The 20,733-nt window shown below is 43.9% G+C and carries 14 protein-coding genes; 3 read left to right on the top strand and 11 right to left on the bottom strand.

Annotated features, from left to right (window positions below):
• Positions 1–4,706: VaFE repeat-containing surface-anchored protein (locus HCJ54_RS09105; RefSeq protein WP_187137417.1), on the bottom strand; the 4,706-nt coding region annotated here is incomplete at its 3' end.
• Between the two features lie 484 nt (positions 4,707–5,190).
• On the opposite strand from HCJ54_RS09105, the gene HCJ54_RS09100 reads away from it, so the two are divergent.
• A complete protein-coding gene (locus tag HCJ54_RS09100; protein WP_187137416.1) occupies positions 5,191–5,424 on the top strand; it encodes an IDEAL domain-containing protein in 234 nt (77 codons plus the stop codon).
• A gap of 164 nt (positions 5,425–5,588) precedes the next feature.
• Here the strand turns inward: HCJ54_RS09100 and HCJ54_RS09095 are convergent, their stop codons facing one another.
• The 7 genes from HCJ54_RS09095 to HCJ54_RS09065 all read right to left on the bottom strand — a co-directional run bounded on the left by HCJ54_RS09095 (position 5,589) and on the right by HCJ54_RS09065 (position 14,843).
• A complete protein-coding gene (locus HCJ54_RS09095; protein WP_187137415.1) occupies positions 5,589–6,032 on the bottom strand; it encodes a universal stress protein in 444 nt (147 codons plus the stop codon).
• A gap of 48 nt (positions 6,033–6,080) precedes the next feature.
• Positions 6,081–6,764 (bottom strand): TVP38/TMEM64 family protein, encoded by a 684-nt coding sequence (locus HCJ54_RS09090; RefSeq protein ID WP_187137414.1) that lies wholly within the window; start codon positions 6,762–6,764, stop codon positions 6,081–6,083.
• Between the two features lie 105 nt (positions 6,765–6,869).
• Positions 6,870–8,378 (bottom strand): response regulator transcription factor, encoded by a 1,509-nt coding sequence (locus tag HCJ54_RS09085; protein ID WP_187137413.1) that lies wholly within the window; start codon positions 8,376–8,378, stop codon positions 6,870–6,872.
• The gene (locus tag HCJ54_RS09080) at positions 8,353–10,110 is read right to left on the bottom strand and encodes a sensor histidine kinase (protein WP_187137412.1); all 1,758 of its coding nucleotides are present in this window, start codon (positions 10,108–10,110) and stop codon (positions 8,353–8,355) included. Before HCJ54_RS09080 ends, HCJ54_RS09085 begins: the two co-directional genes overlap by 26 nt.
• A gap of 37 nt (positions 10,111–10,147) precedes the next feature.
• Positions 10,148–10,783, bottom strand: a complete 636-nt coding sequence (locus HCJ54_RS09075) for a YesL family protein (RefSeq protein ID WP_185409791.1) — start codon at positions 10,781–10,783, stop codon at positions 10,148–10,150.
• Positions 10,784–10,842: 59 nt separating this feature from the next.
• Positions 10,843–12,153 (bottom strand): glycoside hydrolase family 125 protein, encoded by a 1,311-nt coding sequence (locus HCJ54_RS09070; RefSeq protein WP_187137429.1) that lies wholly within the window; start codon positions 12,151–12,153, stop codon positions 10,843–10,845.
• Positions 12,153–14,843 carry an alpha-mannosidase gene (locus HCJ54_RS09065; protein WP_187137411.1) on the bottom strand — a complete coding sequence of 897 codons (2,691 nt, stop codon included), beginning with the start codon at positions 14,841–14,843 and terminating at the stop codon, positions 12,153–12,155. Before HCJ54_RS09065 ends, HCJ54_RS09070 begins: the two co-directional genes overlap by 1 nt.
• A 280-nt stretch (positions 14,844–15,123) precedes the next feature.
• Here HCJ54_RS09065 and HCJ54_RS09060 point away from each other — a divergent pair, with 280 nt between their 5' ends.
• Both HCJ54_RS09060 and HCJ54_RS09055 read left to right on the top strand, forming a co-directional pair.
• Entirely contained in the window at positions 15,124–16,503 is a 1,380-nt protein-coding gene (locus HCJ54_RS09060; RefSeq protein WP_187137410.1) for a lytic polysaccharide monooxygenase, read from the top strand.
• A 143-nt stretch (positions 16,504–16,646) separates the two neighbouring features.
• Positions 16,647–17,135 carry a GNAT family N-acetyltransferase gene (locus tag HCJ54_RS09055; protein ID WP_187137409.1) on the top strand — a complete coding sequence of 163 codons (489 nt, stop codon included), beginning with the start codon at positions 16,647–16,649 and terminating at the stop codon, positions 17,133–17,135.
• A gap of 58 nt (positions 17,136–17,193) precedes the next feature.
• Here the strand turns inward: HCJ54_RS09055 and HCJ54_RS09050 are convergent, their stop codons facing one another.
• The 3 genes from HCJ54_RS09050 to rplI form a co-directional block, all read right to left on the bottom strand.
• Positions 17,194–17,865 (bottom strand): Crp/Fnr family transcriptional regulator, encoded by a 672-nt coding sequence (locus HCJ54_RS09050; protein ID WP_185409795.1) that lies wholly within the window; start codon positions 17,863–17,865, stop codon positions 17,194–17,196.
• Between the two features lie 991 nt (positions 17,866–18,856).
• Positions 18,857–20,227 (bottom strand): replicative DNA helicase, encoded by a 1,371-nt coding sequence (gene dnaB, locus HCJ54_RS09045; RefSeq protein ID WP_376699096.1) that lies wholly within the window; start codon positions 20,225–20,227, stop codon positions 18,857–18,859.
• 58 nt (positions 20,228–20,285) lie between these two features.
• The gene (gene rplI, locus HCJ54_RS09040; RefSeq protein ID WP_185409798.1) at positions 20,286–20,732 is read right to left on the bottom strand and encodes a 50S ribosomal protein L9; all 447 of its coding nucleotides are present in this window, start codon (positions 20,730–20,732) and stop codon (positions 20,286–20,288) included.
• Position 20,733: the final 1 nt, after the last annotated feature.

The following is a 20,733-nucleotide window of genomic DNA, read 5'->3' as shown; positions in this document are numbered from 1 at the left end:
ATCGTCTCAAAGGCTACGATTTCTTGTCCTGCTAAACCTTTGGCGTTGAATGTGAACGTTACGTCTACTTCGCCATTTGCCGTTTTTGGTGTGAAAGTTGTTTCTGCTTCTACTTGCTCACCATCTACTAATAACGGTGCTTCTGTAGATTTGTCCATCAGGATTCCTTTCACCGTGTACTCACGACCTGGTGTCAGGTTTTCATAACGAACTGTATCTACGAGGCTGATGTCTTCTTCTGGGCTCGGGCTGTGTGTACCTGTTTCTGCATCACGCAATGTTGTGCCAATGTCTGGGTTTTTGATAAATACTGTCTGCCCTTCATCGTTAATGTCTTCATGAGTGACAACTTCCTTACCGTTACGCATTAATTTCTCGAAGACAACGATGTCCTTACCATACAAGTCACTTGCGTCAAATGTGAAGGCTACTTCTACAGAACCGTCTGTGTCTTCTGGTGTGAAGGTTGTTTCTGCATGTACTTCTTCCCCGTTTACAAGAATTGGCGCGTTTGTTGCTTTGTCCATCAAAATTCCTTGTAACGTGTATTCTTTACCTGCGATTAAGTCTTTGTACCCTACGACGTCGATGATGGTTGTTTCGCTGTCTGCATTGAGTTCTTTTTCACCGTTCTGGTCGGTTGCTGTTGTACCGATTTCTGGGGTTTTGAATGTTACGGTTTGATTCGCATCGTTGATATCTGTATGCACGGCTACTTCTTTGTTGTCAGTATACAGGCTTTCAAATGCTACTACTTCTTGTCCGGCTAAACCTTTGGCGTTAAAAGTGAATGTCACTTCTACTTCGCCATTTGCTGTTTCTGGTGTGAAGGTTGTTTCTGCTTCTACTTGCGCACCATCGATAACGAGTGGTGCTTCTGTAGATTTGTCCATCAAGGTTCCTTTCACCGTGTACGCACGATCTGGGATTAAGTTTTCGTATTGGACTACGTCTACTAATGTTACTTCCTCTTCTGGACTTGGTGTTTGTGTTGCTGTTTCTTCGTCACGTAGTGTTGTTCCAATCGCTGGATCTACGACTTTAATCGTTTGTTTCGCATCATTAATATCTTGGTGCTCCGCTACTACCGCACCGTTTAATTTCAATGTTTCAAACACAACGATGTCTTTCCCTTTTAATTGGGACGCGTCTACTGTAAATTCGATCTCTTCCGTGCCATTAGTATTCGCTGGACTGAAAGCTTTCGTCGCTGTTACCGTTTCTCCGTCTACCAATAATGGTTGATTCGTTGCTTTGTCCATCAAAATTCCTTCGATATCATACGTTAGCGTTGTATCTAGGTTTTGATATTGTACTTCATCGACAATCGTGATCGGTCCAGCGTGTACATTGCTTTCGCCCGTTTCTTTATCACGCGCCACTGTTCCGATGCTTGGCTCGATGAAGGATACCGTTTGTGTCAAACTATCTTTATCCGTGTGTTCCGCAATCACTTGTCCTGATTCATCTTTCAACACTTCAAAGACAACATACGAATTACCTTTTAAATCACTCGCATCTAAATTGTTAAGTGGTACCGTTACTTCTCCAGATGTTTCGGTCGGGATGAACTCCTGCGCACCTTGTGTGAAAACAATATTCCCGGTTAACTTATCTACCAAGGTTGCTTCTAGCGTATAACGCTCGCCTGGATTTAAGTTCGTGTACACCACGCGGTCGCTAAGTTCCACGTTTTGGTGCGGATGAATATCATGTTGTAATCCGGTGTTTGTTTCAAAGGCAAATGTTTGTAAACCTGGTACTTGGAATGCTACCGTCTGATCCGCATCATTTAAATCTTCATGTGTTGCTACAACTGCATTTGTTGCTGTTGTTGTGTCAATAAGACGCTCAAATACAACGACTTGTTGCCCTTTCAACGCACGTGCGTCAAATCCGTCTAATTCTACGACTTCTTCGCCATTCTCCGTTGTCGCTGTAAATGTCTTCGTACCTTGCGTCAGTACCGTTTGACCATCTTTCGTCATTAGTTTTGCTTCTAGACGATAGTTTTTGCCTGGTGTTAATTGCTCATATGTCACACGGTCGCTTATTTGCGTTGCCATGCCTGGATATAATTCTTTGTTATTTGTTCCTGTTTCAAAAGCCAACGTTTCGATTTGCGGCTTATAATCACGTGTATTTGTCACGTTGTCTAATTCTAAAACGGCTGCATCACTCACAATTTCAAAACCAATTGGCTTGCCATCTAAGATATAGCCACCATTCGGTGCTTTTGTTTCAACAAAGTGGTAGTTACCATATGGTAAGTCATTTACTGTTACTTTCCCAGTTGTCGCGGCACTTGTATATACGCCTAAAGCGTTACCTGGCGCACCTGACGTACCTTCATACAGTGTAAACTCTGCACCTGCAAGCGGGTTTTGTGTATCTGCATCTACTTTTGTAAATTCTACCCCACCACGCGGGTCAGCAAAGGCCACGGTTTGATCAGCATCATTTAAATCTTCGTGTGTTGCGACGATAAGACCTGATGCTACATCAATCAGTTGCTCAAATACTACCACTTGTTGTCCACGTAGAGCTGTCGCGTCAAATGCTGCTAAATCTACTACTTCTTGACCTGTTGCATTCGCTGCAGTGAATTGTTTTTGTCCTGTTGTTAGTTTCAAGGCGCCATCTTTTGTTAGAAGCGTTGCATTTAAGCGGTATTCTTTACCTGAGATTAAGTCGCTGTAAGAAACACGGTCGCTGATTGCAGCGGCTTCTCCTGGGAAAAGAATTTTACTATTTGTGCCTGTTTCAAAAGCGATGGTTTGGATGGTTGGATCAACAATCGCTTTATTCGAAACACCCAACTTAAATGGCACCGTTACTTGGTCTTCGCCGATCGTGAAAGGTCTTGGTGTGGCATCCAACTCATAGCCTGCTGGTGCTTTTGTCTCTACAAGATAGTAATCTCCAAATTCTAAGTTATTCACGTGGAATGTCCCTGATGCTGGCGTTACATGACTGTCTACCAGTGTTCCTGAACCAGGCGTTCCTCGGAATAAATCAAACGATGCCCCTGCTAAAACTTTACTTTTGTCTGCTTCATCGTACTTAATCAACTCTACAGATCCTACTGGTATTTCGATTGCTTTGTTCGCAACACCCAACTTAACTGGTACCGTCACTTGATCTTCGCCGATCGTGAAAGGTCTTGGTGTTGCGTCTAACTCATAGCCATCCGGTGCTTCTGTCTCTACAAAATAGTAATCTCCAAATTCTAAATTATTGACTGCCACAATACCATTCGCTGGCGTTGTATGCGAGCTGATTGGAATATTTCCTGCTGATGGTGTTCCTTTATATAAATCGAATTTCGCTCCTGTTAATCCTTTGCTTTTGTCTGCTTCATCGTATTTGCTTAGTTCTACAGATCCGACGGGTATTTCTTCAAGTTCATTAATAATTGGGATCGCTAATGTGTTCATACCACTAGAATCTAAAGCAAAGCGATATGGTGCATCTAACAGTTTATATCCTTCAGGTGCACTTTTTTCACGGAGCTCATACGTCCCAAAGCGGAGTTTCTCGTAGCTGATAACACCATCTTTATCTGATGTTAAGCCGGTCGCTATCTCTGTTTCTCCACCACTCGCTGATATACGATATAGATCAAAACTAGCTCCTTCTAAAGGTTTTCCAGCAGTATCTTGTTTGATGGCAGTAAAAGCAGCTTGCTCGCCCTCAGCTCCACCAGTACCACCTTCAATTCGTAAAGTGCTTTCAATCTTTCTTTCAAATCCATCCCCTTTGATAGCTGCCTCGTTATAAAACGCTTCTTGATCTGCATCTGTTATTTTGGTTCTGTAAGTAATCTCCCTTCCGTAACCATCATCTAAGTCCCCCAAATCCAATCCAAAAGTCCTAGCAGCAGGATCCTGTCTGGTTACTTTTAACTCGGGAAGTCTATTTTCTATATAGAATCCACCTCTAACTCCGTATGCTTGTCTAACTTTAACAGAGTCTGAAATAAGCGTTTGACCTACGCCGTAACTATCTTCTAGTGTAACGTTATACACCGGTTCGTAATAACCTGGGTCTGCTGGGAGTGATTTGAATTTTGGTGGAATAATAAAAATATACCACTCTATTATTCCATTCCCTTGGTACGAACGCATCTTATAGCTAGAGTCCACTGTTATCTCTACAGGTCCGGGCTCACCAGGAGGACCTTCTCCTTCATTCTCTGTAATAGCTGTTATTGTCACTGGGCTTTTACCTGGCAAAGCTTCAAATTCTATTTTTTGGTTGGGTTGTACACTTGAATCAAACTGTATGAAAAATTCAATGTATCCCTTTACATTTGAATGTGTTTCAGGATAGTCCGTAAATGTTACATTATAATTTTTACCTCCAGGGGATGTTGCTTGTCCTCTTGCTACAACAGCACCTGACGCAGCTTTAAACTCCATAACATCATTTTGGGTCGTTTGAAGTCCTTCTGGCAGTGTTATGTTCATCGTATTTCCTTCTTTAACATCTATACTATTTGGTATTGTCCAGTCATATCTAACCTTAAAGCTTCTATTTATAGGGGCTTCTGAGATAGTATTCCCGTTTCTATCAGTAGTATCGATACCTGTAATAAACTGCGTTCCCCAAGATACCGATGCCGATGCCATCATTTGCATTGGTAGCAGACTCACTGTTAGTGAACAAATTAATAGTATAGAAATTATCCTTTTAATAGTTTTCATTGTATCTTCCCCCTCTTTCTTGAACTCCATTCATAATAGCGCTATCAACGTAAATTTAACTTGAGAATGTAACATTGTCAATATTTTTATTTTTGCAATTAATTATATAATTTCAATTCTTTAAATTATATAATTTAAAGAATAATATACTTATCACTTCTTTTTATCTACCATGAATACTATAAATGAATTCAATAATTTACTCAAAAAAGGCGGAAAGCAACTATCGTCTATAAAAAAAAGACGTCTACATTAAGGGGTACCATTAGATACTTTTGTCTTTATTTCAGCCATATTTAAAACGTTATTATTTAAACAATACAGACAAAAAAATCATTTTTCAAAATCACTAAAATAAAGTATAGATTTACATGTTTCAATTCCCCACCACCCTAAATATTTTTCCATAAAATGTTTCATTGTTTCTTTAACGAGGTATTGTCTATTAATAATTTACAAAATACACTTTGAAGGAGTGATTGTCATGTCTGCCAAAAAAATATCGGAAGCAATGTCTCAACAATACAAGGAGCTCGAAAACGAAAGAATCGTTATGGATATGTTCATCGACTGTTTCATGACAATGCTCGCACAGAAAAAACGGATGGAACGAATCCAAAACGAAATTGATCTTGCTTTAGATACTCAAAATAGACGGCGCTTTTATCGTTTGACTACACGGATGAAACGACTACAAGACGAACAACTTCACATGTAGGCGATTTAGAGTAGATTTGAAATATAACTTGTTATAACGAAAGCAGTGCATTATTCATGTATCTGGATAGACCGCTCGCTCTCTTGGGTTGATTATCCATCCTTTTTTGTAAAATAAACGCGATACAATCATTGGTACTAATGATTGTATCGCGTTTATTTGTATTATTTCACTACCATAACGTTACATGGGGCATGGTTGACTACATATGCCGTCGTTGAGCCGATTAGCCTTCTTTCCAGCGCGCCTCTTCCTGTTGCGCCGATTACGATTAAATCAACCTGGTTTTCTTTCGCGTATTCCACAATACTTCTTTTGGCGTCTCCATGTATCGCTTCATTTTTGTATGTTATCGTTGTATCAAGCTCGGCTGTTATTGTTTCTAGCCTTTTTTCTGCTAGCGCTCGATATACGTCGTCGATTTCTGGACGTACATCCAGCTGTAAGTAAAGTTCATCGTCATTCGGCATGATTTCGCTGATTACGGTCAGGAATATCAAACTCGCTTTTTCGAATTTTGCAATCCGGATCGCTTCTTGAAATGCATCCTGAGACTGCTCTGATCCGTCAAACGCCACCAAAATTTGTTTTATCTTTGTTTCTGTCATCCTACTTCACTCGCTCTCCTGTTTTATATAGTTTCTAAGACTACCAGACTACATTTCTGCACTGCTTTTCACTTGTTCTTTTCGGATAAATTTCATAAGGAAGATAAGGAGAACAACACAGAGAATGGATAGAATGGCGATTTTAGTATTTCCTTTAAGTAAGGCGTCTCCCCCAAATGCGTATAAAAAAGAGGTAGGTAAAACACCGACTGTCACCGCTAACAAAAGAGATTTAAGCGATAATTTTAATTTTACTGCTGTGTAGTTCACGATAACGGAAGGGATAACTGGTATCATATATCCTACTGTGATTCCAACGGTGGGCTTTTTCATGTGAGAAATGTTCGTTATAAATTTCCCTGGATCTTTTGTTTTGCTGGATAGACCGAATTTGCGTAAAAGTAGGATAACAATGAAGTTTCCTGTTATATTCCCGATAACATTCATTAAAACACCGATCCACGGACCAAAACATACGCCGATAAAAATGCCAATAATGGAGTTGGGGACTCCTGGTATAGCACACATGACCGCGGTCAAAGCTATTAACAGTAACGCGTCTTTTAATTTATGGCTACGGATACTTTCCATTAAATGGGCTCGGTCTGCTTTGGGATCAAGAAATAGCATGAAATCCGTGTAGTAATCTTTATATATCACATAACCCAGTATTATCACTATGACAAGACCTAAGAAAATAAATAGCACTTTCAAACGAGCACTTATTTTCATCCCCTCCCTTTTCACGCACTACATCCAATTATAGCTTGGCATTTTGAACTTAGCAAATTCTACCTATATTGCCTCACTATGTGAGCTACGACGCGTCTTTTCTTGTCACTGCACCTTCTCTTTTTTGCGAAAGCCATTTGGAGTATAGCCTGTATATTTCTTGAATTGGCGGTAAAAATAAGCCATGTCGGTGTAGCCTGATTCTTCAGCGATTGCTGTCACGGGTTGCTTTGTTGTCATCAGGACTTCTTTGGCATGGTTGACGCGGTATTGATTGAGGTAGTCTGTGAAATGGCTGCCGACTTCTTTTTGGAAAAGTTGACCGAGGTAGACGGCGTTGATGTGGAACTTGGCGCCTAGCGTTTTGAGTGACATGCCTTCTGTGAAGTGTTCAGTGACGTAAGAAATAATTTTCTGGATAATCGGACTTTTGCTGTTGTCGTCGTGTTGGTTCCGATCGAAAAATGGATGGATGAGTTCCAGCATTGTGGTTTTGAGTTCGCATGGTGTTGCCGCGCCGTCAAGTCTGCGGATCGCTTTTAGTAGCTGCTCTGGATCGGATTCGGACATCATCAGCGCGACTTCGCTGAGCACGCGGATGACTTGGTGTGGGTCGCTTTCGTAAAGATGTGCTTCCCATTCGCTGAAAAAGTGGTCGAGCCATGTCAGCGTCTTTTCTTTTTCTTGCAAAACGAGGGCGCGCGCTAGTTGATGTTGGCTGAAATTCGGGCGCCAGCGATGCGGTAAAATTTTATCTGCTGAAATGAGCGTGCCGGGTGAGGAGACCAGGCGTTCTTGGAGTAGTTGTTCGAGCCCACGGAATGCTTTCGGAAAATAGGCCGTCCCTGTTCCTACTTCGCTCATCAAAAAGAAGCATTGCTCCACGCCGATGAGGATGCTGATTTCTTCGTATACCGTCGCGATATCCGCCGCAATTCCATCGTCGTCTTCTGCCATTAAACCAATGAGTAGTTCTTCTTCTGGATTCAGCAACATGAAAGGATATTCTGCACGCAAATGGCTTTGTAGCTTCTTCCAGCCGTCCGCCGTCCGATCCACCTGGCCATACAGCGGCTGAATCCACACGAGTGCCGTCCGCATTTCTTTGGCAAGCGGCATTTTATAAAGCGCCATCCGTTCCTTCCAATCCTCCATTCCAATTCTGTCATTCAGCCAACGCCAAAGTGCATTATCTCGCAAAATATAGTACGCCGCATCGTCTCCCGTCGCTTGAAAATCGGCTTCTACCTTCTCTTTAATTTGCGTGATTGTTTCGAGTAACTCCATCTCGTTCAGCGGTTTCAACAAATAGTTCTCAATCCCGATTGCGAGTCCCCGTTTCACATACTCAAATTCCTGAAATCCCGACAAAACAATGAATTTCGTCTCAGGTTGTTCCTTTTTCCAAGCCTCAATCAGCTGTAAACCATCCATTTTTGGCATTTTGATATCCGTAATCACGAGGTCGCACGGCTCGTTCGCGAAATGCGTCAGCGCCTCCATCCCGTTTTTCGCCGTTCCAATAATTTCGATTTCTTCATCAAATTCCCGAATCACTGCCTGCAAACCTTGCACAATCAACGGCTCGTCATCTACTAAAAGCATTTTCAACATAGTCTTTCCTCCCCTCAGATGTGTACGGAACGCGCAGTGTCACTTCGGTGCCTTGCCCTCTTGCGCTCGTGATTTCGAGTCCGTACCGTTCTCCAAAATAAAGCTGGATGCGGCGGTGAATGTTAACAAGTCCAATGTGGCCTTGCTCACCTTTTTCGCCGGCTAAATTGCCCTGTATTTGGCGCATTTTTTCGTCTGTAATTCCGAGTCCATCGTCGCGCATCTTCACTTCGAGCCCGTCACCAACCCGTTTCGCGCTAAATGTCAGGCTCGTTCGTTTCTCTTCATGCCGCGCGTATTTGAAGAAATTTTCGACGAGTGGCTGTAATGTAAATTTCAAAAATGGGTGTTCCAATAGTGGTTCTTCGACTTCTAGGAAAAACGGGACTTCTTGTTGGTAGCGAAGTTCCATGAATTGGAGGTATTGGCGGACGTAACCTACCTCATCGGCAAGCGTGACCATCTCGATGTTGTCCGCGGTATAGCGAAGGAGCGTGGATAGGTGATAAATCATATTGCTGGTCACCTTCGCGCCTTCTAGTCTCGCGTGCATGCGGATGGCTTCCAAAGAGTTGTAGAGAAAATGTGGCTCGACTTGGCCTTGTAGTGCTTTTAACTGGGCTTTTTGTTCCTCGATTTCAAGCGTGTAAACCTGCTTAATGTAGTCGTTTAAACTGTCACCCATCTTGTTGAAACTCTGACTGATTAGCGTGAGTTCATCTTCGCGTTCGTCGACGGGAAGCTTAGCACGGAGCTCGCCTTTTTCCATTTGATCCATGCCGTCAATGATGACTTGGATGCGGTGAGAGTAGCGTCTGCTAATGAAAAAATTAATAGCAATCGAGATAAGGACGAGCCCAACGCCGACACCAAACAGGGTCCACTGAAGTACTGGAATACCGCCAATTTGACTTTCTGGGACGACGACTTGACCGAAGACACCAGATGCTTGCTGTTCCGTCGTTTGGAGGTAGCCACTACCTTGTCTGTAGGCATTTTTCGCGTTCGTGGCTGTAATGTCTGGAAGCTTGTGATTGCTGTACAGGCGTTCCTTTTCGTTATTCATAACGGCAAATGTGGTCGCTTCTTTTGCTTTTGGGATGAGGTTACTAAGAAATTTGGGATCGGTATACATCAGCACGGTTCCTAACGGCTGCAGCGTACTCGGATCGTTGATGACTTGCTTAAATACGAGGCTCGAATTTAATCGAAAAATGTCGTTTTTGCGTGATACTGCTTGGAGTAGTTTTTTCTCGCCGTATTTTTCGAAGATTGGTTGCCATTTTCCATAATTTGTCGGAAAAGTATACGTGAATTCTTTGTCCGCTGACACGAGTTGCACCGCGATCACATCGTCATCATATGTAAAATAGGATCTGAGAAAACTCTGCAAATCTACGCTGTAAAAGCCTTGTTTGGCGTAATAGTTGTCGATATTTTGCCGAATGTAGTCCGCGTAATCGTGTGTCATCGCAATCTGGACGTCGTTCATGAGATCACTGTTTTTGTAAATTTCTTGTGTCATCGCCACCAGCGCGGTTGCTTTCCGATCGACGGCGACAAGTTGCGCCTCTGAAACCGCTTTCGTTTCTTGCAACACGGCATCGACTTTTATATTGGTGTAGTATCGCGATATAAAAAAAAGCAACAGTCCAACGGTGAATAATGATGTTAAGGAGAATATTAGTAACATCCGTTGGAAAATGCGCCGTTTCCGCTTATTCGTGCTCATCTTTGAAAACACCCCCTTGCCTCCATTATGCCATACCTTACGCTGATTGGGCTGTCATTTTTGCTTGCATTTTTTGAAAACGGATCAGGTTTACTTTCATAACCCAATAAGCTGGTAAAACACCAGAAATAAAGAGGACAAGCGCTGGAACTTGGGCGATTAAATAGGCCGCAATACCAAAACCAGCGATGAGGAGCAGTGAGGTTTTCCAGCTGGTGAAGGCGAGCAAGAAGGACTGCATCACATAGCCTCGTAGTGGATAGATGAAATGCGCGTACACGGAAAAATAATTGACGAGCGCCAGTAATGTCATCGCGAAAAGGAAGAATAGGAAAAAATAGAGCAGACTTGATGCTAAGCCGCTCATTGTCGAAAACACAATGCGAAGATCGATGTATAGGAATCCGAGAATCGCAGCAAAACAGAGTCCGGCGATATTGGTTTCGATGAAGGCTTTTTTATAGGCTTTCCAAGCGGTTGGCCAAATAGCGATATCGATTTCTTTTTGCGACCATTTACGCGTGACCGTGAAAAGTGCTGCGGTTGCTGGCATGAAGCCGAAAATGCCTAGGCCAAGTATCGTCAGAAACATCCAGATCAAGTTTGCCCAAACGAAGCGAATGAGCCACTGGCTGGCGACGAAGAATTTATCCATTTTTTCTACTTTGTTCATACTTAGACAACTCCTAGAACGAAAGAGCGAGCCTGATTTGGCGCACTCTTCGCATATTTTTATTTTGTCATTTTGGCAAGTGGGGAACCTTTGACGCAGACGCCGCATAGGCTGAGGACGAACTCGCTGAACATTGCGTTCGACCAGGCGAACCATTCGCGGGTATACTCGTGGTGATTGCTTGCGTTGACGCCTTCGTGCATGAATCCTGTGCCGCCGTCTGTTGCCACGAGCATTTCTAGAATCGCTCGTTTCTCGGATACTGATGTCGCTGTCATGCCTTGGACGCTGAGCGCAATTGGCCAAACGTAATGGTCTGGCGTATGCGGGCTACCGATTCCCGTTAGTTCTGTGCCCTCGACGTAAAATGGATTTTCTCGACTCAAAATGAAATCGCGTGTTGCTAAGTATTTTGGATCGGTGAACTCGCCGTAACCGAGATATGGGGCTGCAAGTAAACTCGGTACATTGGCGTCATCCATGAAATTTTTGCGTCCGGTTCCATCGACTTCGTAGGCGTACATCGGGCCGTGATAGGGGTGCTCTTGTACGGCGAATGCTTGGATACCGCGTTCAATTTCGACCTTTAATGTCGTGATTTGTGTTGCTAGCGTTGCATCTTGCCAGCAAGTTGCGTTGATTTCTTGCAAATAGCCTAGCGCGACGACGGCAAACATGTTGCTTGGCACCAGATAGCCGTAAAGACAGGCGTCATCGCTCGGTCTGAATCCGCTCCACGTCATGCCTGTATACGCCACTTCCGTACCTTTCCCATCGCGATTGAGTGTATCGGACTGGCGTACATCCGCACGTTCAAAAGAATACGGTGACTGCATTTCATGGTACTGTTCGGTTTTCCATACATCCAAAATCGCCGCCACACCCTGACGGAAATCTGCATCAAAATGCGCCGTGTCATCCGTACTTTTCCACAACAAGTATCCCAATTGAATCGGATAGCAAAGCGAATCGATCTCGTACTTGCGCTCCCAAACGTGCGGCGACATTTCCGTTTTATCCGCCTGAAAACCTTTCCCATTCGCCTCTTGATTGAACGCGTTCGCATACGGATCAAGCTGAATAAAACGCATCTGCTGCTTCACAAGCCCTGCAATAATAGCCGCCATTTCCGGATCATCTTCAGCCACCATCAAATACGGACGAATTTGGCTCGTAGAATCGCGCAACCACATCGCCGGAATATCTCCTGTAATCACAAACGGCAAACCTTCTTTTGTCTCCGTCAGCGTCGTCATATACGTATTTAAAAAGCATTGCCCGAACATTTTCTGTAATTTTTCATGTTCTGGGAAAGTCTCCGCAACCAAGTCCATCATTTTCTGAAAACTTTTCGGCACATGTTTCGTCATCATTTCGCATCCTCATTTCTCCACGTTATAATTTCACTCGGTGCAACGGCCCAGCTTTTTTCCAGTTCAGCATCCGGATTCGCCGCTTCCAAAATCGTTGTTTTGCGCATCGCATCGTGTAACGTGATTTTTTGCTCGCCCTCCGCCACACTATAAAATCGCAAAATTTCCGCGTCCTGACTCGTCGCCCGTTTCCAACTAGAAAAAATAAGACCCGGCGCATCATCCCACATCGCAAAATCTGTGCGCCCCGAAAGCCTGCCATCATGCTGCCCTTCTGCCTGCACAGCAAACGGATCCATTTGATACTCGTACGCCCACTTCGCACCCTCCGTCCGAAGCTCCTCCTCCACATACGGCATCACGTAAAATGACGCGACTTGCTCACCAAACGACTGCGCTTCAGGAGCCGGGAAGTTGCCCCAGTCACCAATCTCCGAATTCGCGCGTAGCATCGTCAAACGAATCTCCGAACCATCCGCAGCGACCTCATATTCCGGCAACCCACGATTCACCACCATCAAGCCCCCCAGCGCTACAAATGCTTGCTGACGCTGATCATTACTCGGATTTTGCCACTCCTCGCTCACCTGATTCGGCCGTTCCACAATCTCAAAAACACTGTCCGCAAAATGCGTCGCACGCGTCGTTCCAGTCGGGAAAATCGCGCGCAATCTGTGATCAGCGACCTTGTTCTCCATCCGCACATCGACTTTTAACGCCCGCGCACCTGTTTCCAACGTCAGCCTCGTGTGCACAATAAATTCTCGCATCCGTTCTGATCTCGGCGACACCCGCCCTGGATGCCAAACAACGCGCGCCTTCTCATCTGCAAACGACGCCACATCCGCACTTTCCGGCAATATCATCCGATGCGTCACTTCCACGGTTTTACGAGCTGGCGAGCTCTCAAGCACAACACATTCCGCCAACAAATCTTCCGTGGAGACACGCACCCCGTCACCCGTTTCCTTAAACATATATTCGTTCCCAATATCACCCTGATCCACGTATGCCCCGAGCCCCGCAAAAATCGCTCCCGACTTCTTGCAACACACCGAATACGTCCCGTTCTCCGCAATATCTACTTGCAAAAATTGATTTTCTAACCGTTTCGCGTCTTTTTCACCACTTACCGTTACTTTTTCATCCGCCACCGGCACCGCAAAATACGTCGCAAAACCTAATCGCGGCAAGTCTTCCGCAACGAAGCTCACCAGGTAGCGCCTCGCAAAATACGGCTTACGAAACGCCCGATCCGGCAACTCATAATCGAACTGCATCCCAAGCTCCGTCACGTCTGCATCCACCAAGTTCCCATCCACGTCCCGAACCTCCAAATGCACACTCGGCAAGCCATCCAAATATGCTGGAATCTCCTCAAACGGCATCTCCGCAAAATACGTCCGCGAAAGCTCCACATCCACCGTCACAACCCGCGTCGCCGCATAACCCGACGTATGAAACACCACAACCGGTACAGCCTCCCCATCAAATTTTGCCGTCGTGTCCACCTGCCGCACAATCCGCGCCACCTTATCGTCCAGAATCGCGCGCGCCGCCTGCTCCGCCTTCATGAACCGCGTCTCCATCTCCCGATGCACCGCGTCCACGCTACAGCCCGTAATACTATCATGAATCTGATTCTCCATCAGCAACTTCCATGTAAACTTCAAATACTCCTCCGGGTACGCCGCCGTCCCAGTCCGCATCGCCATCACCGCAATCGGCTCGACCTGCTTCTCAAGCAACTGCTGCACCCGCTGATTCGCCTGCTTCAAATACATCCGCGACGAGGCCGTGTTCACAAGCGTCGACCAGCCATCCGTCCGCTGATTCGTAAGCTCCCCCTTGATCACCTGCAAATCCTCACTCGGCAACAATTTCCGCAATTCCGTCACATACTCCGTAAAATGACTATGCTTAAACTCCACATCCGGATACAACTCCCGCGCCACATCCAGCGCCTCCGGCAAGTCCACCTGCACCGGCTGATGATCACACCCATTCAAAAACAGCAACGCCCCCGTCGACGCATAACCTTCCACATCCGCAAATCTTTTATCCCAAAACGCCAACGCATCCTCGCGCCCCGTCGGAATCTCATTCCCATTCGAATACCAATTCGCCAGCAAAACACCTAAAACCCGCGTCCCATCCGGCGCCTGCCAAAACATTTCCGAAAACGGCGACGTGTAACCGCCCTCAAAAACCTGATTATTAAATCCAGTCGGCTTCACACCCCGCCCAAAAATCACCGCATCCATCCCAGCCTGCTTCACCAGTTGCGGCGCCTGCCCATAAATCCCAAACGTATCCGGAAAATAACCAATTTTCTCAACCGCGCCAAACGCCCGCGCATCCTGCATCCCATAAAGCAAATTCCGCACATTCGCCTCACTGCTCGTCAAAAACGCATCCTGCAACATATACCAAGGACCAACCCGCAGTTTCCCGTCACGAACCAAGCGTTCCATCCGCGCTCGCTCCCCAGGCTTCACCGCCAAATAATCCTCCAACATAATTGTCTGCCCATCCAAATGAAAGTAATCAAATCCCGCTTTATTCTCCAACAAATCCGCCGTCTCATCGAGTAACGTTACCAACTTATAACGCAACGTCTCCAATGGTAAAAACCACTCCCGATCCCAATGCGAATGTGAAATTATGTACGCCGTTTTCTTCATCAAATCTCGCCCCTCTCACCTATCCCAAAACACTTTCCTGCCAATTTTGTATTCGTTTTCATTCTCAGTATATCGGTCTCCATTTTGAAAATCAATAACACGCACGCAAGTCCTATGATAAGTCTATTTTTATGTGTTTTGTCTACCTTCAAATATAAGTAATAATGACACATATACAGTTTTTTCCCCTACATTCTACGAAAAGCCATTGAGTCCTCTACAGAAACAAAGTAACCTAGACTTAGCCATAACGGCAAAAAATAAAAGTTAAGAAGGAGAAACAATGAAAAAACATTCTTTTAAAACCGTCGCAAAGTTGTCCGTTTTAAGCACAGCTTGCGTAGCAGGATTTATGATTTTTGGTGGAGAAAAAGCAGAGGCTCACGGATATGTTGAAAAACCAGCCAGCCGTGCCTACACAGGTAGCTTACTATCACTAGAAAATTATGCCGCTGCCTACAAAAGCTATGGTCAATCAATCACTAACCCACAAGGTGTGGAAACAACAAAAGGATTCCCATTTGCAGGTCCACAAGATGGTCACATTGCATCAGGTGATGGCAAAATCGGAGACTATGTACTCGATGACCAAACCGAGGATCGCTGGGTAAAAAATAATATGACCGGTGGCATGAACACTTTCACATGGAAATACACAACACCGCACGCAACAACTAAATGGCATTATTACATTACAAAAAAAGGCTGGAATCCCAATGAAGCACTAAAACGAGAGAACCTTGAACTTATTGGTACAGTCGACCACGATGAGTCATTATCAGACACAAACCCAACACATAGCATCAACGTTCCAACAGATCGCTCAGGTTACCATGTCATCCTTGCCGTTTGGGACGTATCTAACACAGGAAATGCCTTCTATCAAGCCATCGACGTTAATCTACAAAATGACGGTATTCCAGAAGAAGACACGGAAGCACCAACACAAGTTAAAAACTTAAAACAAACTGGCGCAACAACAAGCTCAATCAACCTTTCATGGGACGAGGCATCCGATAATAAAGGCGTGAAAGAGTACAAAATTTTCCGTGATGGCAAGCAAATCGATACTACAGCAACAACAACTTTCACTGATGAAAGCCTGACTAGCGACACTGCTTATGAATACACAATTCAAGCCGTAGATTTTGCAGGAAATAAATCTGAAATGAGCCCAACTTTAACAGCTAAAACACTAGAAATCCCAGCAGAAGACACTGAAAAACCAACAAACCCAAGTCATCTACACTCAATGGGTGAAACAGCTAATTCCGTGAACTTAATGTGGGGCAAATCTTCGGATAACGTGGAAGTAAAAGCCTACCATGTTTACCGCGATAACAAGAAAATCATGACTACAAACAAGACCAGCTTTGAAGATACAGGCTTATCAGCAGCAACAGCTTACAGCTATCATGTAGTAGCTGAAGATACAAGCGGCAACCTATCTGATGAAAGCAATCATTTACTCGTAACGACAACCGTAGGCAACCCAGAGAACGAATGGAAACTAGGTACATTTACAGCACCAATTCTTTACACAGCTGGAGACATCGTTTCTTACAATGGCAAAGAATATAAAGTTGTTATCACTCACCAAAACTATGGTGATATAACATGGGCACCAGGCGCAAATGGTAATAGTCTTTTTGTAATTAAATAAATATAACAAAACCAAGCTCCCCTCTGAAGTGCCAAATGGATACTCAGAGAAAGGAGTTTGGTTTATTTTTTAGTGCAACTTTCTTCATTATAAATTCCGAATATGCTACGATGTTATCAGACTTAAATAAAGGAGTTTTTAGAGTGCATATCAAAATCGCTAAATCAAAAGAAGACGCAACCCACATTTCCGAGCTAGCCCATCATATTTGGCATGAACACTACCCTTCAATTATCACTGAAGAACAGATCGACTACATGTTGTCCAAATTTCAATCCGCTGATACAATCTATGATGAAATCAAAAGCGGCACAACCTATCTAATGGCATTTAAAAACCAATCATTCGTGGGCTACTCCGCCTTTTACAAAAAAGATAACGAACTATTTTTGAGCAAATTATACATCGACCCTGCCTATCATAAACAAGGAATCGGTAAACAACTATTCGCCGAGGTCACTCAATTCGCCAAAGCACACGGCCTGTCTTCCATTCGCTTGTTCGTCAATAAGTACAACACCAACTCAATCGAAGCCTACAAAAAAATGGGTTTCATCATCGAAAGAGCCTTAATCACCGATGTTGGTTCCGGCTTCATCATGGATGACTATACCATGACATTCGCCTTATAGAACAACAAAAACGAGCCATAAAGCTTAATCAATAGCTCCTTGACTCGTTTTTCCTTTTCTATAATTGTAAAAACTCTGTTGATCGGCACACAAAATGATTGGCATCTGCATCAATATAACCGTCCTCACCCCACTGCTTCCATGTCTGTGCGACAGTCTTTGTACTTACATTAGCGTAATTCGCAATCACCTTCTTGCTAAAACATTTCGGCAATTCTATGACATCTTCACGCCGAGTACCAAACCGTCGCATCAATCCTCTAATACAATGCTTTAATCTAAGCTCGCTAGGCTCGCGCATTATTAAGCATTTATCCACTAACATCCCATCATGATTCAAGTGATTCATATACAGATAGATCCACCCTTCTTGCATACTTAGCAGCAACTCAACCACTGCCCCTCTCGGAAATACATATAAACTGCATTTCTCCTGTGCTCGAAAAGTATATAAACTTTCATCAATAATGAACGTATTACTGAGGCCAGCAATCTGATTCGCCCCTAAAAAAGCAATTATTTGATCTTCACGTTCTAGTGAAACCGTACCTTTCTCGATAAAGAAAACAGATGGATCAGGTTCCCTCTCGGACACAAGGATTGTCTGTTTAGCCACATTTCGCTTCTCGTATGGTACACGGTTTTCCAATAGTGTATCCAGAAAACGCTCGTAACTAAATCGACGACGAATCACGCGGTGACTATATAGCTCCGTTAGCATATCTTGCATTTTTCTCCCTCCTATCTTTTTCTGTCGTCTCGTCCTTGTTTTAACCTTACCATCTTTCACAAGCAAAAAAATAACATATTTCCTGTTTTCGAGCCCAAATTTCATAGATTTTGTTACAGTTTTCCAAAATAGGATTTCACTAGACACGACCCTATCACACAACCGTATGTACCATTCGGTATACAGCGGTTCAATAGCTTTAGTAAGTGCCCCGTATACCTTTTGAAGGTATGCTGATATCTAATAGACACCGGGTATTTATCTGTACATTCATGATATGAAATGCCACTATTCGCAATACACCGATATCCCTTTCGAGTATGCAACACCATTGCCATACTTGATGCTTATCAATATCTCGTTTGTACTCTTTTCTATTTTTTTCAAACAAATTGTCTGATTCGTGGTCGCAACTAACCGTTTCTTTCTGAAGAAAGTGCCATAACATAATAATTAATACAGCCTCGTGTCCGATCCAATTCTTGAAGTATTCGCTCCACTGATCTGCCTCTATTTTATCGGGTGATCGTTTTTAATTTCACTTTGCATCATTTTTTCAGTTGATCATGCGGGCATCTACACGTACAAATAGATATTGCTGAGAGGAAGCTTGAACAACAAGATCTGGAGCTCCCCAAGCGTTCTCACTTTTTTTCACACATACAGAAATAAGCACGCAAAAATAGCACTCTTTGTTAAAATTAAAGTACCAACAAAAACCTAACAAAAAAGTGCTATTTATATATATTCATTATAACATGAATCAACCAATCGTTCCAATGAATTTAGAAAAAAATCTCATGAAATCTTATGTAAGATAATATACATAAGCATTCAAAAGGTATTTGAAAAGTAAATAGTCGAGAGTATACAACGGTAGAACAGCTCCCATCCCCTCATCTCGAACAGGAACTAAAGTAACATTAAATACTTATTAAAAATAAAGATCTAAAAAAGCAGTTGAAAGATCATGGTTGATCTTTCAACTGCTTCAGGCCCCATGTGGAACTTGGGAGTCATCGTACCTCACTTCAAGGTTAACGAACTTATTGTATTCCTTGACGAACGCCAACTGTACGGTGCCAACTGGTCCATTACGCTGCTTGGCAATGATAATTTCGATTGTGCCATCATTTTCACTTTCATGATCGTAGTAATCATCACGATATAGGAAAGCTACAATGTCGGCATCTTGCTCGATTGATCCTGATTCCCGAATGTCAGACATCATTGGGCGCTTATCTTGACGCGACTCCACACTACGAGACAACTGAGAGAGCGCAATGACCGGGATTTTTAATTCCCGCGCAAGGGCTTTTAGAGAACGTGAAATTTCGGAAACTTCTTGTTGTCTATTTTCTCCACCATTACGTCCGCTTCCTGAGATAAGTTGTAAGTAATCGATGACGATCATACCAAGCCCAGCTTCCTGTTGCAAGCGACGGCATTTGGAACGAATCTCATTCACACGCACACCAGGTGAATCATCGATATAAATACCCGAATTCGACAGTGTACCCATCGCGATCGTCAGTTTCTGCCAGTCATCAGCGGTTAAGGACCCTGTCCGTAAATTCTGCGCGTTGATATTCCCTTCTGCGCAAAGCATCCGCATCACGAGTTGCTCCGCTCCCATTTCGAGACTAAAAATCGCAACATTCTCATCCGTTTTCGTCGCCACATTTTGTGCGATATTCAAAGCAAAAGCGGTTTTACCAACGGACGGACGAGCGGCAACAATAATCAGATCGTTACGCTGAAAGCCCGCCGTCATGTGATCTAGCGCGCTAAACCCACTTGGAATCCCAGTAATATCGCCTTTTCGATTGTGAAGAATCTCGATATCATCATACGTTTTGACGAGGACATCTTTAATGTTCTTAAAAGCTCCGACATTTTTACGGGAGGAAACTTCCAAGATATTTTTTTCGGCCTCGTCCATAAGTGTTTCCACTTCATCTTCGCGTGCATAGCTGTCCGTCGCGATTTGTGTCGCAGTACGAATCAGCCTACGCAACAAAGCCTTGTCTTCTACAATGTGAGCGTAGTACTCTAAATTGGCTGCGGTCGGAACCGCTCCAGATAATTCGGTCAAATAAGGCAAACCACCGACATCTTCAATCTTACCGGTGGATGCTAATGCCTCATAAATCGTTACAACATCAACCGCTTTTCCTTGGTCGCTCAGTTCAAGCATCGCCTGAAAAATGAGTTGGTGTCCCTGACGATAAAAATCATCGGGCATTAAAATTTCGGAAGCCGTAATCAGCGCCTCGGGTTGCAGAAATACTGCACCTAAAACCGCTTGCTCGGCCTCGACATTTTGAGGTGGTGTGCGATCTTGCAGGTTTTCCACTCTCAAATCCCTCCCCGCTCTGTTTGGTGACTAGTCACGAAAACTAGGTTTTCCTGAGTTTTCTTTATTCTTCGCTTACGTGCACATCGATTGTCGCGACTACTTCATGGTGTAGTTTTACTGGAACTTTTGTGTGACCGAGTGCCCGAATTGGTTCTGGAAGGTCGATTTTACGTTTGTCAACTTTGATTTTATGGTCTTTTTCAAGGGCTTGGGCGATTTGTTTGGATGTAATGGATCCGAAAAGTCGGCCGCCTTCGCCTGATTTTGTTTTAAGTTCAATTGTTAATTTCTCAACGGTTTCTTTGAGTGCTTTCGCGTCCGCAAGTTCTTGTGCTGCTTCTTTTTCTGTTTTCTTTTTCTGACCCTCTAACGCGCTCATGTTACTGCTCGTCGCTGGTGTCGCAAGGCCTTTTTTGATAAGAAAATTTTGCGCGTAACCTTCTGCTACCTCTTTGACTTCACCTTTTTTACCAGTTCCTTTTACGTCTTTTAAAAATATAACTTTCATC

The sequence above is a fragment of the Listeria grandensis genome (assembly GCF_014322885.1).
Taxonomy (GTDB): domain Bacteria; phylum Bacillota; class Bacilli; order Lactobacillales; family Listeriaceae; genus Listeria_A; species Listeria_A grandensis.
Note: the sequence above shows the minus strand (reverse complement) of the source record. Positions and strands in the feature narration are given on the sequence as shown.